The organism is Reyranella massiliensis 521 (assembly GCF_000312425.1).
Taxonomy (GTDB): Bacteria; Pseudomonadota; Alphaproteobacteria; order Reyranellales; family Reyranellaceae; genus Reyranella; species Reyranella massiliensis.
Window position 1 is genome coordinate 2,295,905 of the sequence record NZ_HE997181.1, and the last position, 21,747, is coordinate 2,317,651.

At 65.1% G+C, this 21,747-nt stretch carries 25 protein-coding genes; 12 read left to right on the forward strand and 13 right to left on the reverse strand.

The genetic code is table 11. From position 1 onward, the window contains the following. Positions 1-1,533, forward strand: coding sequence for an acyl-CoA synthetase (locus tag BN60_RS11320; protein ID WP_020696159.1), 1,533 nt, complete (start codon positions 1-3; stop codon positions 1,531-1,533). Positions 1,534-1,544: 11 nt separating this feature from the next. On the opposite strand, the gene BN60_RS11325 is transcribed toward BN60_RS11320, so the two are convergent. Further along, complete coding sequence (locus BN60_RS11325; protein ID WP_020696160.1) at positions 1,545-1,898, reverse strand: cupin domain-containing protein; 354 nt, start codon at positions 1,896-1,898, stop codon at positions 1,545-1,547. An 89-nt stretch (positions 1,899-1,987) separates the two neighbouring features. Here BN60_RS11325 and BN60_RS11330 point away from each other — a divergent pair, with 89 nt between their 5' ends. Further along, a complete protein-coding gene (locus BN60_RS11330; protein ID WP_020696161.1) occupies positions 1,988-2,632 on the forward strand; it encodes a glutathione S-transferase family protein in 645 nt (214 codons plus the stop codon). 10 nt (positions 2,633-2,642) lie between these two features. Here BN60_RS11330 and BN60_RS11335 read toward each other — a convergent pair whose 3' ends face one another. After that, entirely contained in the window at positions 2,643-3,152 is a 510-nt protein-coding gene (locus BN60_RS11335; protein ID WP_020696162.1) for a hypothetical protein, read from the reverse strand. Positions 3,153-3,359: 207 nt separating this feature from the next. Then, positions 3,360-3,815: a GNAT family N-acetyltransferase gene (locus tag BN60_RS11340; RefSeq protein ID WP_020696163.1), complete on the reverse strand. Its 456-nt coding sequence runs from the start codon at positions 3,813-3,815 to the stop codon at positions 3,360-3,362. Positions 3,816-4,049: 234 nt separating this feature from the next. Here BN60_RS11340 and BN60_RS11345 point away from each other — a divergent pair, with 234 nt between their 5' ends. Further along, positions 4,050-4,475 carry a GNAT family N-acetyltransferase gene (locus BN60_RS11345; protein WP_020696164.1) on the forward strand — a complete coding sequence of 142 codons (426 nt, stop codon included), beginning with the start codon at positions 4,050-4,052 and terminating at the stop codon, positions 4,473-4,475. An 11-nt stretch (positions 4,476-4,486) separates the two neighbouring features. Here the strand turns inward: BN60_RS11345 and BN60_RS11350 are convergent, their stop codons facing one another. Next, positions 4,487-4,675: a hypothetical protein gene (locus BN60_RS11350; protein ID WP_051150118.1), complete on the reverse strand. Its 189-nt coding sequence runs from the start codon at positions 4,673-4,675 to the stop codon at positions 4,487-4,489. A 26-nt stretch (positions 4,676-4,701) separates the two neighbouring features. After that, complete coding sequence (locus tag BN60_RS11355; protein ID WP_020696165.1) at positions 4,702-5,643, reverse strand: dihydrodipicolinate synthase family protein; 942 nt, start codon at positions 5,641-5,643, stop codon at positions 4,702-4,704. Between the two features lie 60 nt (positions 5,644-5,703). On the opposite strand from BN60_RS11355, the gene BN60_RS11360 reads away from it, so the two are divergent. The 3 genes from BN60_RS11360 to BN60_RS11370 are packed head-to-tail and all read left to right on the forward strand — an operon-like array spanning position 5,704 to position 8,989. Next, positions 5,704-6,843 (forward strand): fumarylacetoacetate hydrolase family protein, encoded by a 1,140-nt coding sequence (locus BN60_RS11360; protein WP_020696166.1) that lies wholly within the window; start codon positions 5,704-5,706, stop codon positions 6,841-6,843. Continuing rightward, positions 6,840-8,264 (forward strand): amidase, encoded by a 1,425-nt coding sequence (locus BN60_RS11365; RefSeq protein ID WP_020696167.1) that lies wholly within the window; start codon positions 6,840-6,842, stop codon positions 8,262-8,264. Before BN60_RS11360 ends, BN60_RS11365 begins: the two co-directional genes overlap by 4 nt. Next, a complete protein-coding gene (locus tag BN60_RS11370) occupies positions 8,246-8,989 on the forward strand; it encodes an RluA family pseudouridine synthase (RefSeq protein ID WP_051150119.1) in 744 nt (247 codons plus the stop codon). Before BN60_RS11365 ends, BN60_RS11370 begins: the two co-directional genes overlap by 19 nt. Here the strand turns inward: BN60_RS11370 and BN60_RS11375 are convergent. From BN60_RS11375 to BN60_RS11410, 8 genes are all read right to left on the reverse strand, one after another. After that, positions 8,961-9,623 carry a hypothetical protein gene (locus BN60_RS11375; protein WP_020696169.1) on the reverse strand — a complete coding sequence of 221 codons (663 nt, stop codon included), beginning with the start codon at positions 9,621-9,623 and terminating at the stop codon, positions 8,961-8,963. The two genes, BN60_RS11370 and BN60_RS11375, sit on opposite strands and share 29 nt — an antisense overlap. Then, positions 9,620-10,582 (reverse strand): ABC transporter permease, encoded by a 963-nt coding sequence (locus BN60_RS11380; protein WP_020696170.1) that lies wholly within the window; start codon positions 10,580-10,582, stop codon positions 9,620-9,622. The genes BN60_RS11375 and BN60_RS11380 overlap by 4 nt, the downstream gene beginning before the upstream one ends. Continuing rightward, positions 10,572-11,510: an ABC transporter ATP-binding protein gene (locus BN60_RS11385; protein ID WP_020696171.1), complete on the reverse strand. Its 939-nt coding sequence runs from the start codon at positions 11,508-11,510 to the stop codon at positions 10,572-10,574. Before BN60_RS11385 ends, BN60_RS11380 begins: the two co-directional genes overlap by 11 nt. A gap of 8 nt (positions 11,511-11,518) precedes the next feature. Then, a complete protein-coding gene (locus BN60_RS11390; protein WP_020696172.1) occupies positions 11,519-12,682 on the reverse strand; it encodes a COG1470 family protein in 1,164 nt (387 codons plus the stop codon). Between the two features lie 33 nt (positions 12,683-12,715). Beyond that, positions 12,716-13,330: a glutathione S-transferase family protein gene (locus tag BN60_RS11395; protein ID WP_020696173.1), complete on the reverse strand. Its 615-nt coding sequence runs from the start codon at positions 13,328-13,330 to the stop codon at positions 12,716-12,718. A 67-nt stretch (positions 13,331-13,397) separates the two neighbouring features. Continuing rightward, on the reverse strand, positions 13,398-14,417 hold the full coding sequence (locus tag BN60_RS11400) for a zinc-binding dehydrogenase (RefSeq protein WP_020696174.1): 1,020 nt from the start codon (positions 14,415-14,417) through the stop codon (positions 13,398-13,400). Next, a complete protein-coding gene (locus BN60_RS11405) occupies positions 14,414-15,298 on the reverse strand; it encodes an alpha/beta fold hydrolase (protein ID WP_020696175.1) in 885 nt (294 codons plus the stop codon). The genes BN60_RS11400 and BN60_RS11405 overlap by 4 nt, the downstream gene beginning before the upstream one ends. Before the next feature lie 101 nt (positions 15,299-15,399). After that, positions 15,400-16,191: an IclR family transcriptional regulator domain-containing protein gene (locus tag BN60_RS11410; RefSeq protein WP_202949802.1), complete on the reverse strand. Its 792-nt coding sequence runs from the start codon at positions 16,189-16,191 to the stop codon at positions 15,400-15,402. Positions 16,192-16,317: 126 nt separating this feature from the next. On the opposite strand from BN60_RS11410, the gene BN60_RS11415 reads away from it, so the two are divergent. The 6 genes from BN60_RS11415 to cutA are packed head-to-tail and all read left to right on the forward strand — an operon-like array spanning position 16,318 to position 21,727. After that, on the forward strand, positions 16,318-17,649 hold the full coding sequence (locus BN60_RS11415; RefSeq protein ID WP_020696177.1) for an aromatic ring-hydroxylating dioxygenase subunit alpha: 1,332 nt from the start codon (positions 16,318-16,320) through the stop codon (positions 17,647-17,649). 5 nt (positions 17,650-17,654) lie between these two features. Next, positions 17,655-19,085, forward strand: coding sequence for a glutamine synthetase family protein (locus BN60_RS11420; protein WP_020696178.1), 1,431 nt, complete (start codon positions 17,655-17,657; stop codon positions 19,083-19,085). A gap of 10 nt (positions 19,086-19,095) precedes the next feature. Next, complete coding sequence (locus BN60_RS11425; RefSeq protein WP_020696179.1) at positions 19,096-19,398, forward strand: putative quinol monooxygenase; 303 nt, start codon at positions 19,096-19,098, stop codon at positions 19,396-19,398. Then, positions 19,398-20,342: a tripartite tricarboxylate transporter substrate binding protein gene (locus BN60_RS11430; protein ID WP_020696180.1), complete on the forward strand. Its 945-nt coding sequence runs from the start codon at positions 19,398-19,400 to the stop codon at positions 20,340-20,342. Before BN60_RS11425 ends, BN60_RS11430 begins: the two co-directional genes overlap by 1 nt. 39 nt (positions 20,343-20,381) lie before the next feature. Then, positions 20,382-21,416 carry a S1C family serine protease gene (locus tag BN60_RS11435; protein ID WP_020696181.1) on the forward strand — a complete coding sequence of 345 codons (1,035 nt, stop codon included), beginning with the start codon at positions 20,382-20,384 and terminating at the stop codon, positions 21,414-21,416. Beyond that, a complete protein-coding gene (gene cutA, locus BN60_RS11440; RefSeq protein WP_020696182.1) occupies positions 21,413-21,727 on the forward strand; it encodes a divalent-cation tolerance protein CutA in 315 nt (104 codons plus the stop codon). Before BN60_RS11435 ends, cutA begins: the two co-directional genes overlap by 4 nt. Positions 21,728-21,747 lie beyond the last annotated feature (20 nt).

Sequence of the window (21,747 nt, forward strand, 5' to 3'; positions counted from 1 at the left end):
ATGCCCACCATCCCCTACTACGACTGGATCGCCCATCACGCCGGGCGGCGGCCGAAGACCCTCGCCGTCCACGATCTGCAGACCGAGCGCAAGCTCACCTATGCCGATCTCGACCGGCGCACCAACCGGCTCGTGGCTGCGCTGGCGAAGCTGGGCGTCACGAAAGGCGATCGGGTCGCCCTGCTCGCGCCCAACTGCCCTGAGTATTTTGAACTACAGTTCGCCTGCGGGCGCCTCGGCGCGATCATGCTGCCGCTCAACTGGCGCCTGACCGTGCCGGAGCTGGAATACATCCTGGGCGATTCGACACCGAAGCTGCTGGTGCACGACAGCAGCTTTGCCGAACAGGCCAAGGCTCTCTCGAAGAACCGGCTGGAGATCGATCCCGAGCGGCCCGACAGCGGCTACGAGCTTGCGCTCGCCGAAGCTGGCGATCCTCCTGCGCCCGAAGCGCTCACGCACGACGATATCGCCATGGTGATGTACACCTCGGGCACCACGGGCCACCCGAAGGGAGCGATCATCACCCATGGCATGGTCTTCTGGAATTGCGTGAACCTCGGTATCCCCGCCCTGATCACGCCGGAGACCGTTCAACTCGTGGTGCTGCCGCTGTTCCATACCGGCGGCCTCAACTGCTACGCCAATCCCGTCCTGCATGCCGGCGGCACCATCCTGATCATGCGCACTTTCGATCCCGGTCAGGCTCTCGACGCGATCTCCAACCCTTCGCTCGGCATCACGCATTTCTTCGCTGTACCGGCGCCGTACCAGTTCATGATGCAGCATCCGAAATTCCAGAGCGCCGATCTCTCCCGGCTCAGGATCGCCGGCGTCGGCGGCGCACCCTGCGCTCTCTCGATTCTCGAGACCTGGACTGCCCGAGGTGTGCCGCTCGTCCAGGGTTGGGGCATGACCGAGACCAGCCCCGCCGGCACGATGCTCGATGCAGCCGACGCGATCCGCAAGCTGGGTTCGGCAGGCAAAGCTATGATGCATACCGCCGTCCGCATCGTCGACGACGAAGGCCGCGATCTGCCACCGGGCAGCATCGGCGAGCTGTTGATCAAGGGGCCCAACATCACGCCGGGTTACTGGAACAAGCCCGAGGCCACCGAGAGCTCTTTCACCGACGGCTGGCTGCACACAGGCGACGCCGCACGGCAGGATGAGGAAGGCTTCATCTATATCGTCGACCGCTGGAAGGACATGTACATCTCCGGCGGCGAGAATGTGTATCCGGCCGAGGTCGAGAACGTTCTCTTCCAGATCCCTCAAGTTGCCGATGCAGCCATCATCGGCGTCCCCAACGAGCGGTGGGGTGAAGTCGGCATGGCGATCATCGTGCGCAAGACCGACCAGGATCTGGCCGAAGGCGATGTCATCCAGCACTGCCTCGGGCGCCTTGCCAAGTTCAAGGTGCCGCAGTCCGTCGCCTTCGTCGATGTGCTGCCGCGCAATGCCACCGGCAAGGTGCTGAAGCGCGAGTTGCGCGTTCAGTTCGTCGGCAAGAGTGCGCCGGCGATCAGCTGAGCGCGGCGCGGTCAGACCAGCGGCACGTAGTCGTATTCACCCACCCCTTGCATGATCAGAAACGTGAGGGACACCTGCCCGCCGTTGGTGACGAGATGCGGCCGGCCTGCCGCGGCCACGAAGCTTTCTCCAGGTTGCAGGATCACTTCCTGCTTGGGCTCCTGCAAAAAGAGCCGCATCGTGCCTTGCAGCACATAGAAAGTGTCGCTGATATTGCTGTGAGAGTGCCACGGCACCTTCTGCGTCGGTGACAGTTGCAGCTCCGCGATCCGGAAACCCGGCCGCTGCAGATGGTAGGCACGCCGCTCGACCTCATAGAGATGGCTGGCGTCCTTGACGGGCTCGCGCTTGCTTTCTGCTCTCATGAGACACCTCTACCGCCCCGGACAAGAAGGCCTTAGAAGCGTGATCCTCGGCGCGGCAAAAATCCAGCCGACCGTACAGGAAAGTGAACATGCTTACGATCTATGGCGTCTACCGCTCACGCGCTTCACGCAACATCTGGCTGGCCGAAGAACTCGGCATCCCCTTCAAGCATGTGCCGGTGATCCAGCACTACCGCGAGCCGAAACCGGCCGGCATGCTGCACACGCGCTCGCCGGAATTCCTCGCCGTGAATCCCAACGGCCATATTCCCTCGGTCGATGACGACGGTCTGGTCCTGCACGAATCGCTGGCCATCAACCTCTATCTCGCCCGCAAGCACGGCGGCCCGCTCGCGCCGAAGGATATCGCCGAGGAAGGCCAGATGGGCATGTGGGCGCTGTGGGCGGCCACCGAGATCGAGGAGCGCGCGCTCACCATCCTCTACAATCGCGTCGGCAACCCCTGGGGGACGAAGGACCTCAAGGCAGCCGATGCTGCCGTCGAGGCGTTGAAGGGGCCGTTCTCGGTCCTCGATCGAGCGCTCGCCAACGGCTTCCTGGTCGGCGGCCGGTTCACCGTGGCCGACATCAATACCGCCGAAGTCGTACGCTATGCCCTGGCCGCCCCCGAGCTGTTCGAGGCAGCGCCAAAGGTCAAAGCCTGGCTCGCGACCTGTCAGGCGCGGCCGGCCTTCAAGAAGATGTGGGCCGCCCGAGACCAGGAGCCGGCCTAGCCGTCGGCCTTCAATCCTTGGAAGCAGGTGCCAGGGCGGCGAGGCGCGCCTTGGCGCCCGCGACCGCTTCCGGCGAGAACTGGTCGGAATACTTCAGTACGATTTGCTCGCCCGCCATCTCGGCGAGACCGTTCGCGACAAGGAGTTCGAAACCTTCGCTGGGTTCCTTGCTGCGGGCCCAGTCTTCGAGGCAGGCAACCAGTCCCTTGGACTTCAGCTTCATGCGCGTTCTGCTGGCGCGGGTCGCGCGGCCGTTCTTCTCGCTCAGGAGCTGTTCGTAGGCGGCCAGCGTCTCGTAGAAATCGCGATGCAGCGGCTCGGTTTGCCCCGCACCTTCCAGCGTGCAGAGGCGCCGAAATGCCTCCTGCCACACGTCATCGCGCCCCAGTCTCCGGGCATTCTGCATCAAGACGCGCAGCGCCGCCGGATCGTCGTAGGCCGAGATCGGCTTGGCCATCTTCTGCTTCACCGGCACAGGCGGCTTCTCGGCTGGGGCCTGCTTCGCTGGGCTCTTGCTCATGGCAGCTCCTGAACGCTTGTCCGGCACTGGATGTGCAAGAAAAGCGAGCATACCACATGCCAGGCAGGACTTGCGACGTCGCCGTCATCGTCGGCGACCAGTACCGTCGAGCCCGGCCCTTTTAGCCACGGCTCGATCTGGTCACGCGTCCGCGGTGGCCCTCGAACGGCCGAAAGAAATCCGGCCGTGCGGGGCGGATGATGAGTGTCACGCCGCCAGCACCAGCCGGTCGTTGGTCACGGCGAATCCGAAATTCTCGTAGAACCTTTTGGCTGCGCGGTCACCGACAACGGCTTCGACCTGCACGGCACGGCGCTGGCGCGACCACTCGACGGCAGCAGCCAGCAGGCGCCGACCGATACGCCGGCCGCGCTGATCCGCTCGGACCACCAGATTGTCGACCTCGATCACCTTGTGGGCGCCGCTTCCTTCCAGCGGCACTAGGCGCGTCATCAGCACCGCCACGGCGAGGACCCCGAACTCGCTTTGCGCCACCAGCAAGGTCGTGCCGGGGGTCTCCAGCCAGGTCAGCACCTGATCGCGGGCATGGGCCTGGTCGTCCAGGAGCTCGCACAGCTCCTCGGTGTCACGCGGCCCGGCCAGCCGCACGCGGATCGCCAACGGCGCCGCCGCCGGTTCCAACTCTGCTTCGATGATCGACATCTCGTCCTCCGATTTGCGGTCCCGCCGCGGCCCGGAGGCAAGGTCTAGAAACGAAGAAGCCGCCGGGAGCGGCGGCTTTCGTCAGGTCATGACCATTCGCGCCGCCTATGTAAGCGACGTAAAATACCAACCCTTCTGGAGCAGGTTCACGGTCATGCTTACTTTATACGGCTACGCCTCGATCGCTGTCAAATCGTTCGACAGCTCAGCCGCCGCAAGTGGCACTATCGTCGTATGCAGGATGATCGACAGAAACCGACACCCTCCTCGATCAAATGGCGGGGTTCCTTCACCAATCGCGAGCTGAACGCGCTTCATGCCGAAGGCTTCGGGCACAGGCTTCTGCAGGATGACTGGGTGGCGCAGGTCGAGCGCCACAGCCTCGGTTGGGTCTGCCTGCGCCACGAGGGCCGGTTGGTCGGCTTCGTCAATGTCGCGTGGGATGGCGGCGTGCACGCCTTCCTCCTCGACACCGTGGTTGCCGAGCCGATGAGGCGACAGGGTCTCGCGACATCGCTGGTCGAAGAAGCGGTCCGACAAGCAAAGGCCAGCGGCTGCGAATGGCTGCATGTGGATTTCGACCCGCATCTGCGTGACTTCTATTTCAACGCGTGCGGCTTTCGCCCCACGGATGCGGGCGTGATCCAGCTTCAGACTTAAGAGCTTTCGCGTCACTCCTTAAGGAAGTCGCCCAGCCTGTCGAAGGCGCGCTCCATCGCCGAGCGGCGGCGCGATATCCAACGCTCCGCCTGATCGAGCGCCGTCGAATTCAGGTGCGGACACGCGCTGCCTTTACCGAGCGCACCAGGCCGCTCGTTTCGAGAATCCTGCAGATGCTGCAGCACCGACGGCAGCGCCACCTCGATAGAAATTACCTAAGTGCTCCCTACTCTGCCGCGACAGCCATCGCCTGCTTGAGGCCGGGCATGGTGAAGCCGAGCTTGTCGAGCTTGGCGATCATGTCCTTGCCCACCTTCTCGTCGAGATCGACGAGCGGCGGACGGACCGGCGTCCAGGCCGCATCGCTGCCATAGTGCGCGATGACGTACTTCAGCGCCGGGATCATCACGTAACCCTGCATGACGCCGCGGACCTCGTTGATCCAGGCCTGCAGCTTCTCGCCTTCCGGTGTCGCGTAGGTCTTGTAGGTCTCCGCGATCTTGCCCGGATTGATGTTGGCCGTGGCGCTGATGCAGCCCGCGCCGCCCGACTTGATGTTCTCGATCAGCGGCTTCTCGTTGCCGGAGAAGACATCGAAGCCGTCCTTGGCGAAGGCATCGATCATGCTCTTGGTGTGCGGCCAGTCGTCGGACGAATCCTTCATGCCCGCGATCTGCTTCGGATAGGCCTTCATCAGCCGCTCGACCAGCTTATGGGTGATCGGCACGGCCGAGACCGGCGGGATGTGATAGAGATAGACGCGCAGGCGGTCGTCGCCGACCCGCTGCACGACTTCGGAGAAGAAACGGAACAGCCCCTCCTCCGGAACGCCCTTGTAGTAGAAGGGCGGCAGCATGAGCACGCCGCCGACGCCGTGCTTGGTCGCATGCGCGCTGACTTCGGCCGCTTCGTTGATCGAGCAGGCGCCGGTGCCCGGCATCATGCGATCGGTCGGCACGCCCGCCGCAACGATCGCGTCCAGGAGCCCCATACGCTCCTTGGCCGACATCGAATTGGCTTCCGAATTGGTGCCGAACACGGCCAGGCCGCAATCCTGGCTGATCAGCCACTTGCAATGTGCGATGAAGCGGCCGACGTCCGGCGACAGGTCACGCTTGAAGGGGGTGACGACCGGCGAAAGAACGCCTTTGATCCGCGCTGCGGCCATGATTTGATTTCTCCCAGGGAGTGGCGCGCCTTTTCTGCAACGAAGCGCCGGAGACGTCCAGTGCCACCATCGCTTAGCGAGATTCTTCCCGAAGACGGCACTGCCGGCACCCTGGTTGGGCGGCTTTGGCGCAAGGGAAAGCCGGCCGGCCCGGCGGTCGTTGCCGTGCGTGCGGAGGGCGTGTTCGATCTCTCCGCGACGGTGCCGACGATGGCCGACCTCTGCAACGCGCCGGATCCAGCAGGCCTCGCGCGCAATTCACCCGGGGAGCGGATCGGACCGCTGCAGGATCTGGTTGGCGACCTGCTGGCCCCCGTCGACCTGCAGGCCATCAAGGCCGCCGGCGTCACCTTCGCCGTCAGCCTGCTGGAGCGCTTGATCGAGGAACACGCGAAGGGCGATCCCGGTCGCGCCGAGCAGGTGCGCGGAGAGCTGAACACGATCATCGGCGCCGACGTCAGCACCATCAAACCGGGCTCACCCGAGGCCGATGCGCTGAAGAAGACGTTGATGGCCCGCGGCGCCTGGTCGCCGTATCTCGAAGTCGGCATCGGCCCCTACGCCGAAATCTTCACCAAGGCGCCGCCGATGGCCGCCGTCGGCTATGGCGCCGAGATCGGCATTCGCTCCGACTCGGACTGGAACAACCCCGAACCGGAAGTCACGTTGATCGTGAGTGCCAAGGGCCAGATCGTCGGCGCTACCCTCGGCAACGATGTGAATCTGCGCGACATCGAAGGCCGCAGCGCACTGCTCCTGGGCATCGCCAAGGACAACAACGCCTCTTGCGCGATCGGTCCTTTCATCCGGCTTTTCGATTCGACCTTCACGCTCGACGATGTGCGTCAGGCCAAGGTTGAATTGGAAGTGACCGGACCCGACCAGTTCCGCCTGCGCGGCCAGAGCGATCTTTCCAAGATCAGCCGCGATCCGACCGATCTCGTCCGGCAAGCCATGGGTGGCGCGCATCAGTATCCCGACGGCATGGCCCTGATGACCGGCACACTGTTTGCGCCGACGGAACCGCGCAAGCCGGGTGGCACGGGCTTCACGCATATGGTCGGCGATCTCGTTTCGATCCGCTCGCCCAAGCTCGGCACCCTCACCAACAAGGTGAATCATTGCGACAAGATCCCGCCCTGGACCTTCGGCACCACCGCATTGATGCGGAACCTCGCCGCGAGAGGATTGCTCCGGTGACCGACCTTACCCGCTTATCTGCGTCCGAGCTGCGCACCCGCATCGACTCCAGGGAAATCTCTCCCGTCGAGCTCACCGATGCCGTACTGGCGCGAGCGGAGAAGCTGCAACCTGTCCTGAACTGCTTCGTCACGCTAGTCCCGGAGCTGGCGCGCGCCGCCGCCCAGCAAGCCGAAGCCGCGGTCGTGAAAGGCGAAAAGATCGGCCTGCTGCACGGCATTCCCTTCGCCGCCAAGGACCTCGTGAACACCTCCGGTGTACGCACCACCTTCGGTTCGCTGTTGCACGAGGGCAATGTCCCGAAGGACGATGCCGTCTGCGCCGCGCGCCTGAAGCAGGCCGGCGCGATCCTGTTCGGCAAGACCACGACCCCCGAGTTCGGCCACAAGGCGTTGACCGACGCGCCGTTGTTTGGCCGCACGCGCAATGCCTGGAGTGCAGAACATACGTCGGGCGGGTCGAGCGGAGGCGCTGCGGTTGCCGTGGCGGCCGGCATCGGCCCGATTGGCATTGCCACCGACGGCGGCGGCTCGACCCGCATTCCTGCGGCCGCCAACGGCATGGTCGGCCTCAAGCAGAGCAACGGTGTCATCCCGCACAGCCAGGTAGCCGATGCCTTCGGCAACTACACCTACGTCACGCCGATGACGCGCACGGTGATGGATACGGCGCTGATGCTCCAGGCCATGGCGGGGCCGCATCCCTCCGACCCCTGGTCGATTGGTGTCGCGCCGCAAGACTATCTCGCGGCGGCACGCGCCGAAGGTGATCTCAAGGGCAAACGCATCCTCTACAGCCTGACCTTGGGCAACACCGTCGTTGCGAAGGACGTGCGCGTGGCCTTCGAGCAGGCGCTGGTCCGTTTGCGCGAACTGGGCGCCGAGCTGATCGAGCTCACCGAAGCACTGCCGGACATGGAGCCGGTGTGGAAGGTCATCAACCACACGACCTGGCGCGCGCGCTTCGACGAGATGATCCGGCGTGACGGCAATCGCATGTCGACCTCGCTGGTGCGTCAGGTCGCGATGGCTTCCGACTGGTCGGGCACCGACTATCAGCGCGCGATGTTCCAGCGCAGCGAACTCTTCCGCATGGTCCAGCGCTGGTTCGAGACAGCCGACTATCTCGTGACGCCCACCCTCTCTCGGACGGCCCTGCCGATCGACCAGGACCTGTTCGATCCCATCGACATCGACGGTGTCGAGGTGGGCGAGCTCCGGCGCAACTGGTTCCCCTACACCATGCCCTTCAACATCACCGGCCACCCGGCCCTGTCGCTCTGCTGCGGTTACGACACCAAGGGCCTGCCCATCGGCCTGCAGTTCGTGGGCCGCTTCCGCGACGAAGCATCCGTGCTGCACGCTGCAGCGCTCTATGAGGCCAGCGAGAGGTGGCTCGATCGATGGCCCGCCCTGGATTGAAGGCGGCGCCGCCACGGCGTCGCCCTCCTCCGCTCACCGCAGAGGAAATCCAGGCCAGAGTGTTGCACCGCGACGGATTGATCCTGGTGATCGACAAGCCGGCCGGGCTTGCCGTGCATGCAGGCCCCAGCGGTGCACCCAATCTCGAGGAATGCTTCGACGACCTGCGTTTTGGGCTGCCGCGGCCACCGTCACTCGCCCATCGGCTGGATGCCGATACGGCGGGCGTGCTGGTGCTGGGCCGGCATCCCAAGGCGCTGGCGAAGCTCGGCCGCCTCTTCTCGGGGCGCGATACTGAGAAGACCTATTGGGCCGTCGTCGAGGGCGCACCACCGGAAGAGGAAGGCGCGTTCGACATGCCGCTCCTCAAGGTCAACACGCGCAGCGGCTGGTCGGTGAAAGTGTCCTCCAAGGGCCAGCCGTCGCTGACGCGCTACAAGGTGCTGGGGCACGGGCCGGGCATCACTTGGCTGGAGCTCAAGCCCGAAACCGGCCGCACGCACCAAATCCGCGTCCATTGCGCCGCGGCAGGCTGCCCGGTGATCGCCGATCGGCTCTATGGCACGGCCGAGCCGAACAAGCAGCTCCACCTGCAGTCCCACGGCATCGTCCTGCCGCTCTCCCAGACCAAACCGCCGATTGTCGTCACTGCTCCGCCGCCACCGCACATGCTGGCCGCGCTCCAGGCGTGCGGTTTCAGTCCCGAGCCGTCACCCACACCCTGACGGGATCGCCGGCCTCGAAGCCGGCAGCGACCGCCGCTTCGAGTTCCTGGCCGGACTCGTAGCCCACCAGCGGCAAGCGCGGGAAAGTCTGCGATGCGAGAAGGATCAGCGAGCGCCATACGGCTGTGGCATCGGCAGTCTCCGCCACCACGTTGGAAAGCCCGACCACGCCCTCGGCACGATAGAGCATGCCGCCCGCCACGACCCTGTAGCCGCGCCGACCGGCGAACATGGCGAAGTTCGGATCGTCGAAGGGCAATGGCGATGTCGCCTCGGTTTCGCGTGTCCAGACGATATCCGTGGACGGACCTCCGGCCGGCATGGTGCCGCGTATCCATTGCGCCTCGAACAGCACATCGAAGCCGCGGCGCGACAGGTCGAGCGTGCTGAAACTGTCCTTCACCGACCATCGGCCGGGCAGGTGCGACTTCAGCATGATGTCGATGGCGCTGCGCTGTTCCTCCAGCGCCTCCTCCCCGACCTCCAATGTCACGGCGTTAGGGTAGAAACGCGGGACGGTCTCGGCATTGACCCAGATCGGCGGCAGAAAGCGCCCGGGCTTGCCGTGCGCGCGGCAGACCGCATCGCACCAGCGAGCATTGTTGAGAGCGGCCGCGCGGGTCCAGTCTCTCAAGCGCGCACTTCTTCGCGCTGGAAGATCACGTAGGCCGCGGCAAAGACCACGATCATGCCGGCGACGAGGCCCGTGACCTGCGGCCAGATCAGGAGCACGCTCTGATCGAAGGGCAATGGCGCGCCCATGATCGCCCCGCGCATCTGGCTGGGCAGCATCGGGCCCAAGGTGCGTGTTTCCGGGCTGAGCAGGCCGAGCACGGCTTCACTGAACAAGGTGCCGGGCGACAGGCGCATCAGGCCGAGGCCCATCGACTGCACGGCGGCATAGTCGTCGATGCTCCTGATCTCGGAGGGCGCGAGGCTGATCAGCAGCGCGCCGGCGAGCTGCGGCCAGAGAATGAAGAAGAACAGCCAGACACCCAGCGCACAGAGCGCCGACGTCGCGGTCGAGCGAAAGATCACTGAAAAGAGCATGGCAATGGCGAGCCAGACGCCGCCGTAGGCGATGGCTACCACAAGGAAGCTCAGTCCTCGCGCCACTTCGACTCCCCGCGGGGGCACTCCCAGCAGCAGGAGCCCCGCCCCCAGCACGATCAGCCACAGCGCCACCAGGGCGACCGCAAGCGTCGCCAACCCGCCCAGGAACTTTCCGAGCAGCAGTGCATCCCGGTAGATCGGCTGGGACAGTACGCGGCTGAGCGTCCGGCGGTTGAACTCGCTGTTCACCGCATCGAAGCCGAGCCCGATGGCCATCAACGGAATGATGAAGTTGAGCGCGGCCGTGAAGGAGATGCCGACCTGCTCCGATTCGAGCGTAAAGATGCGCAGGAAGATGAAGGAATTGGGATCGACGACGGTCCGCAGCGTCTGCAGCGACGTGGCGACCGGGAACGCCCCGAACACGATCACGAACAGCATCAGCACCATCATGCGGGCGCTGGAGAGGTGATCGGCAAACTCCTTCATGAAGACCGGGCCAAGGCCCGTGAACGGAGACCCCTCGCGGCTACGCGGCATGGCGGGCCTCCTGGAAGTAGCGCGTATAGACTTCTTCGAGGCTGGGCTGCAGGTCGGCGAGCCGCGTCAGCGCGCCGCCCGCCGTGACGATGCGTTGCGCGACCGCCGCCCGCACGTCGCGGTCGGCCACGATCCGCCACGAGCCGTCGCTTTCCTGCCGCACCGTCTGCACGCCTTCGATGCCGTTCAGGGTCGCGGCAACATCGACACCTGACGCTTCCACCTGCAACGGATGGCCGGCGCCCAGCACCTGGTTGGCGAGTTCGACCACCGTCCCCATGAGGGCAACGTTGCCCTTGTTGAACAGCGCCACGCGGTCGCAGACGCTTTGCACACGGTCCAGCAGATGCGAGGATAGCAGCACGGCGACGCCGGACTTCTTGAGGCTGCGGATCATCTCCAGCAGCTCGAACGTGGCATGCGGGTCGAGGCCGGAGGTCGGCTCGTCGAGGATCGCGACCTCGGCCTGCTTCATCACGATCTCGGCAATGCCCAGCCGCTGGCGCATGCCGCGCGAGAAGGTCGAGACCCGCTTGTCGATCACGTCGTCCAGCTTGACGGACTTCAGCGCTTCGAGGATGCGCCCGTCGATCTGGCGGCGCGGAATGTCGAGCAGGCGCGCCGTATAGACGAGATTCTCGCGTGCCGTCAGGTGATCGTAGAAGCCCACGGCGTCCGGCAGATAGCCGACCCGCCGCTTGACCTCGAGGGGCTGACGCACCGGATCGAAGCCCAGCACGTTCACCGTGCCGCCGCTCGTTTCTGTCAAGCCGAGCAGCATCAGGATGGTCGTGGTCTTGCCGGCACCGTTCGGCCCGAGCAGGCCGAAGATCTCGCCGCGGCGGATGTCGAGATCGATGGCATTCACGGCGCGCTGGGCGCCGTATTGCTTCAGCAGCCCGCGAACCTCGATGACATTGTCGGCCATTTCCGGCCTCAGCGCCGTCCGAAGCGCATCACTGCACCCAGCAGGACCAGCAGCGCCACGGCGATGACGCCGACGCCCACGATCCCCCACAGGGTCGAGGTGGTGACGGTGATGCGGAAATCAGCCGAGGACTGCTCGCCGCGGCCATTGGCACGGAAAGAAGCCACATAGTCGCCGGCAATCGCCTTGTCGGCCGGCGTCACCGCAACCTGCACCTCTTTCTTGTCGTTGGGGGCAATCGACGGGATCGTCTTCGGATTGAACTCGACCTTCCAGTTGGCGGGCACCGTGCCCGACATCTCGACTTCCTCGACGGGCGCCGTGCCGTCGTTGTTCAGGATCAGCGTGTAGGTCGAAGCCTTACCGATCTCGGCTTCGCCGGAGAGCCGGCCATCTTTGGTCGACAGTGCCAGCCTGCCCTGCCCGCTCACCTGCAGGGTCACACGCAACTCGGCCGTCGCGCCTTCAGCGGCGACCTTCACCAGCACGGGATAGTCGCCGGCCTTCACGTCGCGCGGCGGCGTCACCTTGAGCTTGATGTCCTTGGTCTGGCCGGCCTCAATCGGGATCGAACTGATCTCGTTGGAGCCGAAGCCTTCGGTGAAGGTGTTCTGGAAGTTGGCCGGTCCCTGCGCGGAAAGCGCCACGGTCAGGTCCTTGCCGGAATCGTTGCCGATGGTCAGCGTATATTCAAAGGCCGAGCGCGGCGTGCCGCGCAGCGACGGCAGTCGTGACTTCAGGCTGAGCTTGGCCGGCGTCTCGGTGCCGACGGTCAAGGTGAGCGGCAGGCTGGCCTGCTGCGCGTTTTGGCCCTTGGCGTTCAGCACCAGGTTCTGCGAGCCGGGCTTGGCGTCCTTGGGCACTTCGATGCGCAACTGGACGGTGACGTCCTGATTGACACCCGCCATCACCGCGGCGACCGGCTGGCCGCCGCCCAGAATGTCGGCCTTCCAGCCCGCCGGCACGCCCTGCAGCGAGAGCGCCAGCGGCTCCGGCACGAGGCCAGCGTTGTTCACTTTCACGCGGATGGTCGTGACTTCACCGGCGCGCACGGTCTGCGACGGGAAGTCGGTCAGGAGGAACAACCCTTTTACGCCCGGCGGATCGCCCTGAGCGTGCGCCCCGGCCAGGGGCAGAACGAGGAGAACGAGCAGAGCAAGCAGTCGACGCATCGGGGTGATCCTGCGGCTTGGAAGCGTTGAAGGTCAGGCCGCGGCGCTGGGCCGGGCCTTCATGCGGCCGAACCAGGCCGTCAGGTTCTTGCAGTCGGGGCTGAGCGGCTGCTTGACCGTGCCCAGGAAGTCGAGGAAGGCGAACAGCACGACATCGGCCAGGGTGATCTTGTCGCCGGCGATGAAGGGCTTCGAGCCCATCAATCCGTCGAGCCAGACCAGCTTCTTGCGCGCCGTCTCCTTGAGATCGTCGGCCGCCTGCGGAATGCAGTGGACCCGGTTCTGGAAAAGCTTGAGGCCCTCGGCGAAGCGGAAGCCGTTTAGGGCTGGCTCGACGATGTTAAGGTCGATACGGCGTACCCACATCCGGGTCTTGGCGCGCTCCTCGGCGGTATCGCCGATCAGTGACGGCGTGTCCTTCTTGACCTCGTCGATGTACTCGCAGATCGCCGTGATCTCGGCCAGCACCGACCCATCGTCGAGTTCGAGCGCCGGGCACTGGCCGGACGGATTGATCTTGAGATACGGCTCGCGGCGGTTTTCGCCGCCAAGCAGGTCGACCTCGACCCGCGGCACCTCGAAGCCCTTCTCCGCCATGAACATCCGAACAACGCGCGGATTGGGGCCAATCGAATTATGGAATTTCATGCTTTCCTCCCAAGGACGCCGACAGCGCTATCAAATCGACCGCCATTTGGTCAATGGAAGGACAGCCCTAGCGCCAGGGTTCGACCAGGATCTTGGTGTGCCGTTCGGGATTGCCCAGCTCTTCGAAAGCGCCCTTCACGCCTTCCAACCCGACCTTGCCGGTGATCAATGCCTCGGCGTCGACCTTCCCCTCGGCCAATAGCCGAAGCGACCGCGCAAACTCCTCGGGCGTGTACCCCAGGACGAACTGCAAGTTCAGCTCCTTGAAGATCGCAAACAGCGGTTCGATCGTGTCGGGTTCCATGCAGACGCCAACGACAACGACCCGCGCATCGCGCGGCGCCTTCTCGAAGATCTGCTGGATCAATCCCGGCACGCCGACACACTCGAAGACCGCGGCGCGCTTGTCCGCCGCCAGCTTGCCATAGGGCGACTCCGCGGCCGGATCGACCACGATATCGGCACCCATGAGGACAGCGAGCTCGCGCCGCTTCGGGGAAAAATCCGCCGCGACGATCGGATGGATTCCCTTGAGCTTGAGAGCCGCGATCACGGCGAGGCCGACCGGGCCACAGCCCACGACCAGCGGCGCCTCGTCGCCCGTGAGGTTGGCCTTCTCGACCGCATGCACGCCGACGGCCAGAGGTTCGGTAAGCGCGGCATGTTCGGTCGGCAAACCGTTGGGCACTTCCAGCATCAAGGGTGCCGACAGCACCATGCGTTCGGCGTAGCCGCCGACATAGGTGTTGGAGTAGCCCATGCCCTTCGGCCCATCGGCTGCCATCATCAACGGCATGGAGCAGACGCGCGTGCCGGGCTTGATCCTCTTCTCGGTCTTGGGGCCGTAGTCGAGGACTTCGCAGCAGAATTCGTGACCGAAGACGACGTCGCGCGCGAGATCCATCGGCACGCGTCCCGGAATGCGCTTGGTAACGGCCACCATGCGATGTGCATGCTTGGCCGCATGCAGGTCCGAGCCACAGATGCCGCAGGCCAGCGTTTTCACCAGCACCTGGCCTTGCGCCGGAACCGGATCTGGGAGCGTATCGACGACCAGGTCGCCGCCGCGGAAGATCGCTGCCCTCATTTGATGAAATCCCTGGTCAACGCGACGAAGTCGTTCAGGCGGTCGTGGTGAACCCAGTGACCGGCATTGTCGAACTCCACGACCTTGGCCGTCTTGAAGTGCTTGATGCGGCCGTCTTTCTCCGGGTTCGAGGCCCAGCTCTCCTTGCCGTAGACCAGGAGCGACGGGCACGAAATCTTCGTCCACAGATGCTCGATATCCTCGTAGCTCATGTCGTAGGGCGGCCAGGCGCGCACGTAGTTGTCGAACTTCCAGCTATAGGTGCCGTCCTCGTTCTGGTTCACGCCCTGCTGAGTGAGGTGCCGGGCCTGCTCGGCGCTCAGATGCTTGTTCTCCTCCTGCATACGCTTGAAGGCGTCCTCGATCGTGGGATAGCGGCGCGGCAGGCGACCAGACAGCTTGCGCTGCTCCTCGACCCATTCGCGCATGCGCTCGTCCATCGCCTTCCTGCCGCGCTCGGCGATGACCTTGGGGGACGGCCCCAGCCCCTCGATCGCCACCAGCTTGCGCACCTTGTCCGGATAGATGCCCGAGAAGCGCAGGCAGATATTGCCGCCCAGCGAATGGGCCACGATCGTCACCGGCGCCAGGGCCTGCTGATGGACGAGCTGGGCGAGATCGTAGATGTAGGCCGCCATCGAATAGTTACCGTCGGGCGACCACTGGCTGTCGCCGTGTCCGCGCAGATCCGGGCAGATGATGTGCCAGTCCTTGCGCAGTGCCTGCGCCACCCAGTCCCAGTTCCGGCAATGATCGCGCCCGCCATGGACCAAGAGCAGCGGCGGCGCTTCGGGATTGCCCCAGTCGACATAATGAAGTCGCAGACGTTGTGAGAAGAAGACCCGCGAGGTCGGGCCCGGCATGCCATTCAAAGTGTTCATGCGGGCCAATTTACTTGCTGCGGTCGCTCCATGGCTAGGGCGTCACTTTCCCCCGTTGGCCCGAGGGGCATCCTGCCGCGCGTTGTCGGGCTCACCGACACTCAGATCAGTTGTTTCCTGAGCGCGGCCGCCTCCTGTAAAAGCAGCGGAGCGTACTCGGCGACCATCGTCCTGGCCGACATCTGTTCGGGCTGAACTCCTATGTTGAGCGCCGCTACCGGTTTGCCGTCGAAGCGGCGAAGCGGCACGGCGATCGACCGGATGCCGACCTCGGCTTCCTGGTCGACGAGTGCGTATCCTTTTTTGCGGACATCGAGGATCAGTCGGCGAATATCGGGCTTCGCAATCACCGTCTGGCGCGTTGCACGCCGCGGCTGCAGCCGCGAGAGGTATGAGTCGAGCTCGCCGTCGGCCATGCCGCTCAGGAGGGCGCGGCCGAGGGCGCTGCAGAATGCCGGCAGGCGATAGCCGATCCCCAACCCAACGGAAGGCGGACGCGCCGGCACCGCGCGGGCAATCATCACGGCCTCGTCGCCGTCCAGCACCGCTACCGAGCACGAAGCGCCGACCTGCTGGCACAGGCGCTCGCAAACCGGCTGCAGGATGCTCGACACCGTGTTCGACGAGAGGTAGGCCGCCGCCAGCTTGAGGATACGCGGCGTCAGGCGAAACAAACGCCCCTCAACATCGACGTACCCTAGCTCCACGAGCGTCGTCAGAGCCCGGCGCACCGTTGCTCTGGGCAGGTCGACGATGCGAGCGACGTCGCTCAACGTCATACGTCGTTGTTCATCGTCGAAAGCGGTGATGACGCTCAACCCACGCGCCAACGCTTCCGAGAAGTTGGCGCTGTCGGGACGCTGGGCGCGCCGTTCGGCATCGGCGGGGCGCAATCTGCTCATGTTTTCTCGCGGAGCTCTTGCCAGGCAAACGGAACGTAAGCGAATATCAATAATAGAACGAATGTTCGTTAATGTAACACTCGGAACTGCCAAAGATCAGGCGCAGGAAGCAATGCCATGATGAGCCCCGAGCAGAACGAGCTGATCACCCGGATCGGACCCGGCACGAAATGCGGTGCCCTGATGCGTCACTATTGGCATCCTGTAGCGCTTGCCGACGAACTGCCCGAGGAACGGCCGGCCAAGCCGGTGCGCGTACTGGGCCAGGACTTCGTGCTGTTCCGCGACGAGCGCGGCCGCCATGGCCTGCTCGACCGCGACTGTCCGCACCGCGGCGCCGACCTCGCTTTCGGCCGCCTCGAGGATGGCGGACTGCGTTGCCTGTTCCATGGCTGGCTGTTCGACGTCGATGGCAAATGCCTCGAAACGCCGGCCGAACCCGAGGGCAGCGTGCTTTGCCAGAAGGTCAGGCAGAAGAGCTATCCGGTGGTCGTGAAGAACGGCATCGTCTTCGCCTATCTCGGTGACGGCGAAGCCCCGGCATTCCCCGACTTCGACTGCTTCCTGGCCCCCGGTACGCATGCCTTCGCCTTCAAAGGGCTGATCGAGTGCAATTGGTTGCAGGCGCTGGAAGTCGGCATCGACCCGGCTCACGCCTCCTATCTCCACCGCTTCTATGAGGACGAGGATACCGGCGCGGCCTATGGCAAGCAGTTCCGCTCCGCCTCCTCCGATTCCGACATCCCGATGACGCGGCTGTTGCGCGACTACACCCGGCCGAAGCTCGACGTCGAGGCGACAGACTATGGGCTTCGCCTCTTCGCCCTGCGCAAGCTCAACGAAAAGCACACACATGTGCGCGTGACCAATCTGGTCTTCCCCTACGCCTTCGTGATCCCGATGAGCGCGGAAATGACGATCACGCAGTGGCATGTCCCGATCGACGATACGAGCTGCTACTGGTACGCGATCTTCACCAGCTTCGGTAAGCCCGTGAACCATGCCGCGATGCGCGAGCAGCGCCTGAAACTCTACCAGCTCCCCGACTACCGGCCCTTGATCGGCCGTCACAACGACTACGGCTACAGCGTCGCCGAACAGAAGAACCAGACCTTCACCGGCATGGGCTTCGACATCAACGTCCACGATCAGTGGGCCGTCGAGAGCCAGGGCCGCATCCAGGACCGCACGCGCGAGCATCTCGGCACGACCGACAAAGCCATCGTCGCCTATCGGCGGATGCTGCTTTCAGCGATCGGCCAAGTCGCCAATGGCGCCAAGCCACCGATGTGGCTCGACCGCCAGCGCGCTGCCGAGATTCGGGGCCCTGTGGCCATCGACGGCATGGGGCCGACCGAGGGCTGGGACGACTATTGGAAGGACGTCGACATACGGCGGCGGCGTGAGTCGAGCTGGGCTGCCGATACCGTCCCGCCGCTGGTCGCATAGCCCCCATGACACTCGTCGAACGCGCGGGCCTCTGGAACGAAGACCGCAAGGCGGCAACGCGCGAGGCGGAGCGCCGCATGAGGGCCGGCGAGATGTCGGTGGCCCGGCTCGCCTTCGCCGATCAGCACGGCATCCTGCGCGGCAAGACAATAGCCGCTGCAGAGGTCGATGCCGCATTGAAGAACGGCGTCGGCTTCACCACGACGATGCTGTTGAAAGACACGTCGCATCGGACCGTGTTCCCTGTCTGGCAACCCGGCGGCGGCTTCGGCATGAAGGAGCTGGAAGGCGCGGCCGATGTGGTCATGCTGCCCGATCCGTCGACCTTCCGAGCCTTGCCCTGGGCGCCGCATTCCGGCTGGATGCTGTGCGACATCTATTTCGCCGACGGGCGGCCGATGCCGCTCTGCACCCGGCATATCCATCGCAACGCCTTGAAGACACTGGCCGAGCGTGGCTACGACTTCATGGCCGGCCTCGAAGTCGAGTTCCATCTCTTCAAACTCGAGAAGGCAAAGCTCGGCGCCAACGACGCCGGCCAGCCGGGCGAACCGCCCGACGTTTCCTTGCTGAACCAGGGCTATCAGTACCTGACCGAGCAGCGCTACGACGAGATGGACCCGATCATCGAGATCCTGCGCACCAACCTCGTCGATCTCGGCCTGCCGCTGCGATCCTTTGAAGTCGAATTCGGTCCAAGCCAGCTTGAGTTCACCTTCCGCGCCGCCACCGGTCTGGAGCCTGCCGACACGATGGTGCTGTTCCGCAGCGCCACCAAGCAGATTGCCCAGCGCAACGGCTACCACGCCACCTTCATGTGCCGGCCGAAGCTCCCCAACGTGATGTCGAGCGGTTGGCACCTGCATCAATCGCTGAAGGATCGCGCGAGCCACGCCAATGCTTTCATGGATGCAAACGAGCCGCTGTCGACAGCAGGCCGGCACTACATGGCGGGTCTTCTGGAGCATGCCCGAGCGGCAGCGGCTTTCAGCACGCCGACCCTGAACGGCTACAAGCGCTACCGTCCCTTCTCCCTGGCGCCCGACCGCGCGATCTGGGGGCGCGACAATCGCGGGGTCATGGTGCGCGTGCTAGGTGGCCCGGGCGATCCAACCACCCATCTCGAAAATCGGGTCGGCGAGCCCGCCGCCAATCCGTACCTCTATATGGCGAGCCAGATCGTCTGCGGCCTGGACGGTCTCGACCGCAAGCTCGATCCCGGCCCCTCGGCCGACACACCCTACGAAGCCAAGGCGCCGTTGCTGCCACGCAGCCTCGGCGATGCCCTCGCAGCCTTGCATGAGGACAAGGCGTTGCGCGCAGGTCTCGGCGACCCCTTCGTCGATTACTATCTTCGACTGAAGCAGGCAGAAATCGACCGCTTCAACCTCGAGGTCAGCGATTGGGAACAGCGGGAGTATTTCTCGCTGTTCTAGGAGATCTGGAATGGCGCTGGGCATCTACATCGAATACACGCCGCGCGACGGCTGCCGCGAGACGTTGCTGGGTCGGCTGCGCGACGAGGCCGAGAGCTGCATGCGCAACGACAATGGCTGCCTGCGCATGGAAGTCGCCGTGCCGCAGAAGGCCGAGGATCAGCGCATCTTCCTGATCGAGCTGTGGCGGGACCGCGCGGCGCTCGATGCCCACGGCGCCAAGCCCGGCCATTCGCACGCCTGGCAGGAGCCCTTGGTCGAGAGCAAGCGCGTGTCCGTCTGCGACGTCGTCGCCTCACCGGAGGCGCCGTGATGCGTCTGGCTGTCGTCGCGTTCTTCCTGTTCGGTTTTGCGGCCGGTGCCGCCCAGGCCCAGACCCGCCTGGTCGTGCCCTACACCCCAGGAGCGGCCAACGACACGCTGGCCCGCCTCCTGGCCCAGCGGCTGAGTGCAGCGTCCGGCCAGACGTTCCTGGTCGAGAACCGGCCGGGCGCCGGCGGCCATCTCGGCGCCGAGCTGGTTGCACGCGCCGAGCCCGATGGGCGGACACTTCTGGTCAGCACCAATGGCCTGATTGCCATCGGCCCGCATCTCTACCGCAAGCTGCCTTACGACCCTCAGAAAGACCTCGCGCCGGTCGTGCGCTTCGCCAACGTGCCCTATGCATTGGGGGCTTCACCGGCACTTCCGGCCAAGTCGGTCGGCGAGCTGCTGGCGCTTGCCCGTAAGCAACCTGAGTCCGTCTACTACGCCTCTTCCGGCAACGGATCGGTGCCGCATCTCTGCGGCGAGCTGATCAACCTCAACGGCCGGGTGAAGATGGTCCATGTGCCGTACAAGGGCGGCGCGCAGGCCATGAGCGACGTCGTTTCGGGCACGGTGCAGCTCTACTGCGGCAGCATCCCTTCGCTTCTGGGCTTCACGCAGTCCGGCAAGATCCGCATCCTGGGCGTCACCTCGGCACAACGCTCGCCGCTGCTCCCCGATGTGCCGACCTTCCAGGAACAGGGCCTCACCGGTGTCGAGGTCGATTCCTGGGTCGGCCTGCATGCGCCAGCGGCGACGCCCCGGCCGATCATCGACCGCATCGCCGCCGAGGTGGCCAAGGTCATGGCCTCCGACGAGGTGCGCCAAGCCTTCCTCTCCCAGGGTGCCGAGCCCGAAGCCATCGGGCCCCAGGACTTCGCCAAGGCCACCCGGGAGGAAACCGTGCGCTGGGCGCCGGTGGTCAAGGCGTCCGGCGCGACGCTGGACTGACTCGCTACAAGAATTCGCACCCGCTCCCCATATGGGAGCATGTTCGACTTCGATCCCCTTCTCATCGGTGACGAGCGCCCCGGCGCTTCGATACCTGGTACCCATCGCGAAACCACAGTCGACGACCGACCGCTGTTCGATGCCTACTCGCAGGCCGTGGTCGATGCCGTCGATCTGGTCGGCCCTTCTGTCGTGCGTGTAGAAACGCCGGCCGATTCCGAGGCCCGCCGTCGTGGCGGCACGGGCTCCGGCGTGGTGATCTCGCCCGACGGGCTGGTGCTGACCAATTCCCATGTCGTGCAGAACGCCTCGACCGTCCGGCTGGTTTTGGCCGATACGCGCACGGTTACCGCGCGTGTGCTGGGCAACGACCCGCACACTGACCTCGCCTTGCTGCGCATCATCGCCGACGTCTCGCTACCGGCGGCGCGGCTTGGCAATTCCAAGGATCTGCGCCGCGGCCAGCTCGTGGTCGCCATCGGCAATCCACTGGGCTTCGAATCGACAGTAACGGCCGGCGTCGTATCCGCGCTCGGCCGGTCGCTGCGCGCCCAGACCGGTCGGCTGATCGACGACGTTGTTCAGACCGACGCTGCGCTCAATCCCGGCAATTCCGGCGGCCCCCTGGTCTCCTCGCGCGGCGAGGTGATCGGCATCAACACGGCAGTCATCGCCGGCGCCCAGGGCATCTGCTTCGCCGTCGCCAGCAATACGGCCAGCCATGTGGTGAGCGAGGTCGTGCGCCACGGCCGGGTGCGTCGCGCCTTCATCGGCGTCGCGGGTCAGACGGTGCCCCTGCCGCGCCGGCTCGCCCTGGCACTGGGCCTCGCCCAGCCGCGCGGCGTCGCCATCACGAGCCTAGAGCCCGATGGGCCGGCGGCGCAGGCCGGCCTCCAGAGCGGCAATATCGTGATCGCGCTTGGGGGCGAACCCGTCACCGGCGCCGACGATCTTGTGCGGTTGCTGGGCGGCGAGCGCATCGGCATAGAGACGGTGCTGACGGTCATTGCCGGCAGCGACCTGCGCCGCATCACGGTGATGCCGGCCGAGCGCAACGAGAGACGGGAGACATGACCGCTATCGCCGTCGTCACAACGGTCGCCACTCGCAAGGAAGCGCGCGAACTTGCCCGCGCGCTCGTCGAGGCCAAGCTCGCTGCCTGTGCCCAGATTTCACGCATCGAGAGCATTTATCCCTGGAAGGGCACCATCGAGCACGGCAAGGAATATCGCGTGCTGTTCAAGACGATCGACGATCACTACCCGGCCGTCGAACGGGCGATCCGCGAGCTGCATTCCTACGAGCTGCCGGCGATCCATGCCTTCGCCTTCGAGCATGTCGCTCCGGCCTATGCCGCGTGGATCGAAGAGAACGTGGCCGTATGACCACGCCCTCTTCGCCTCAG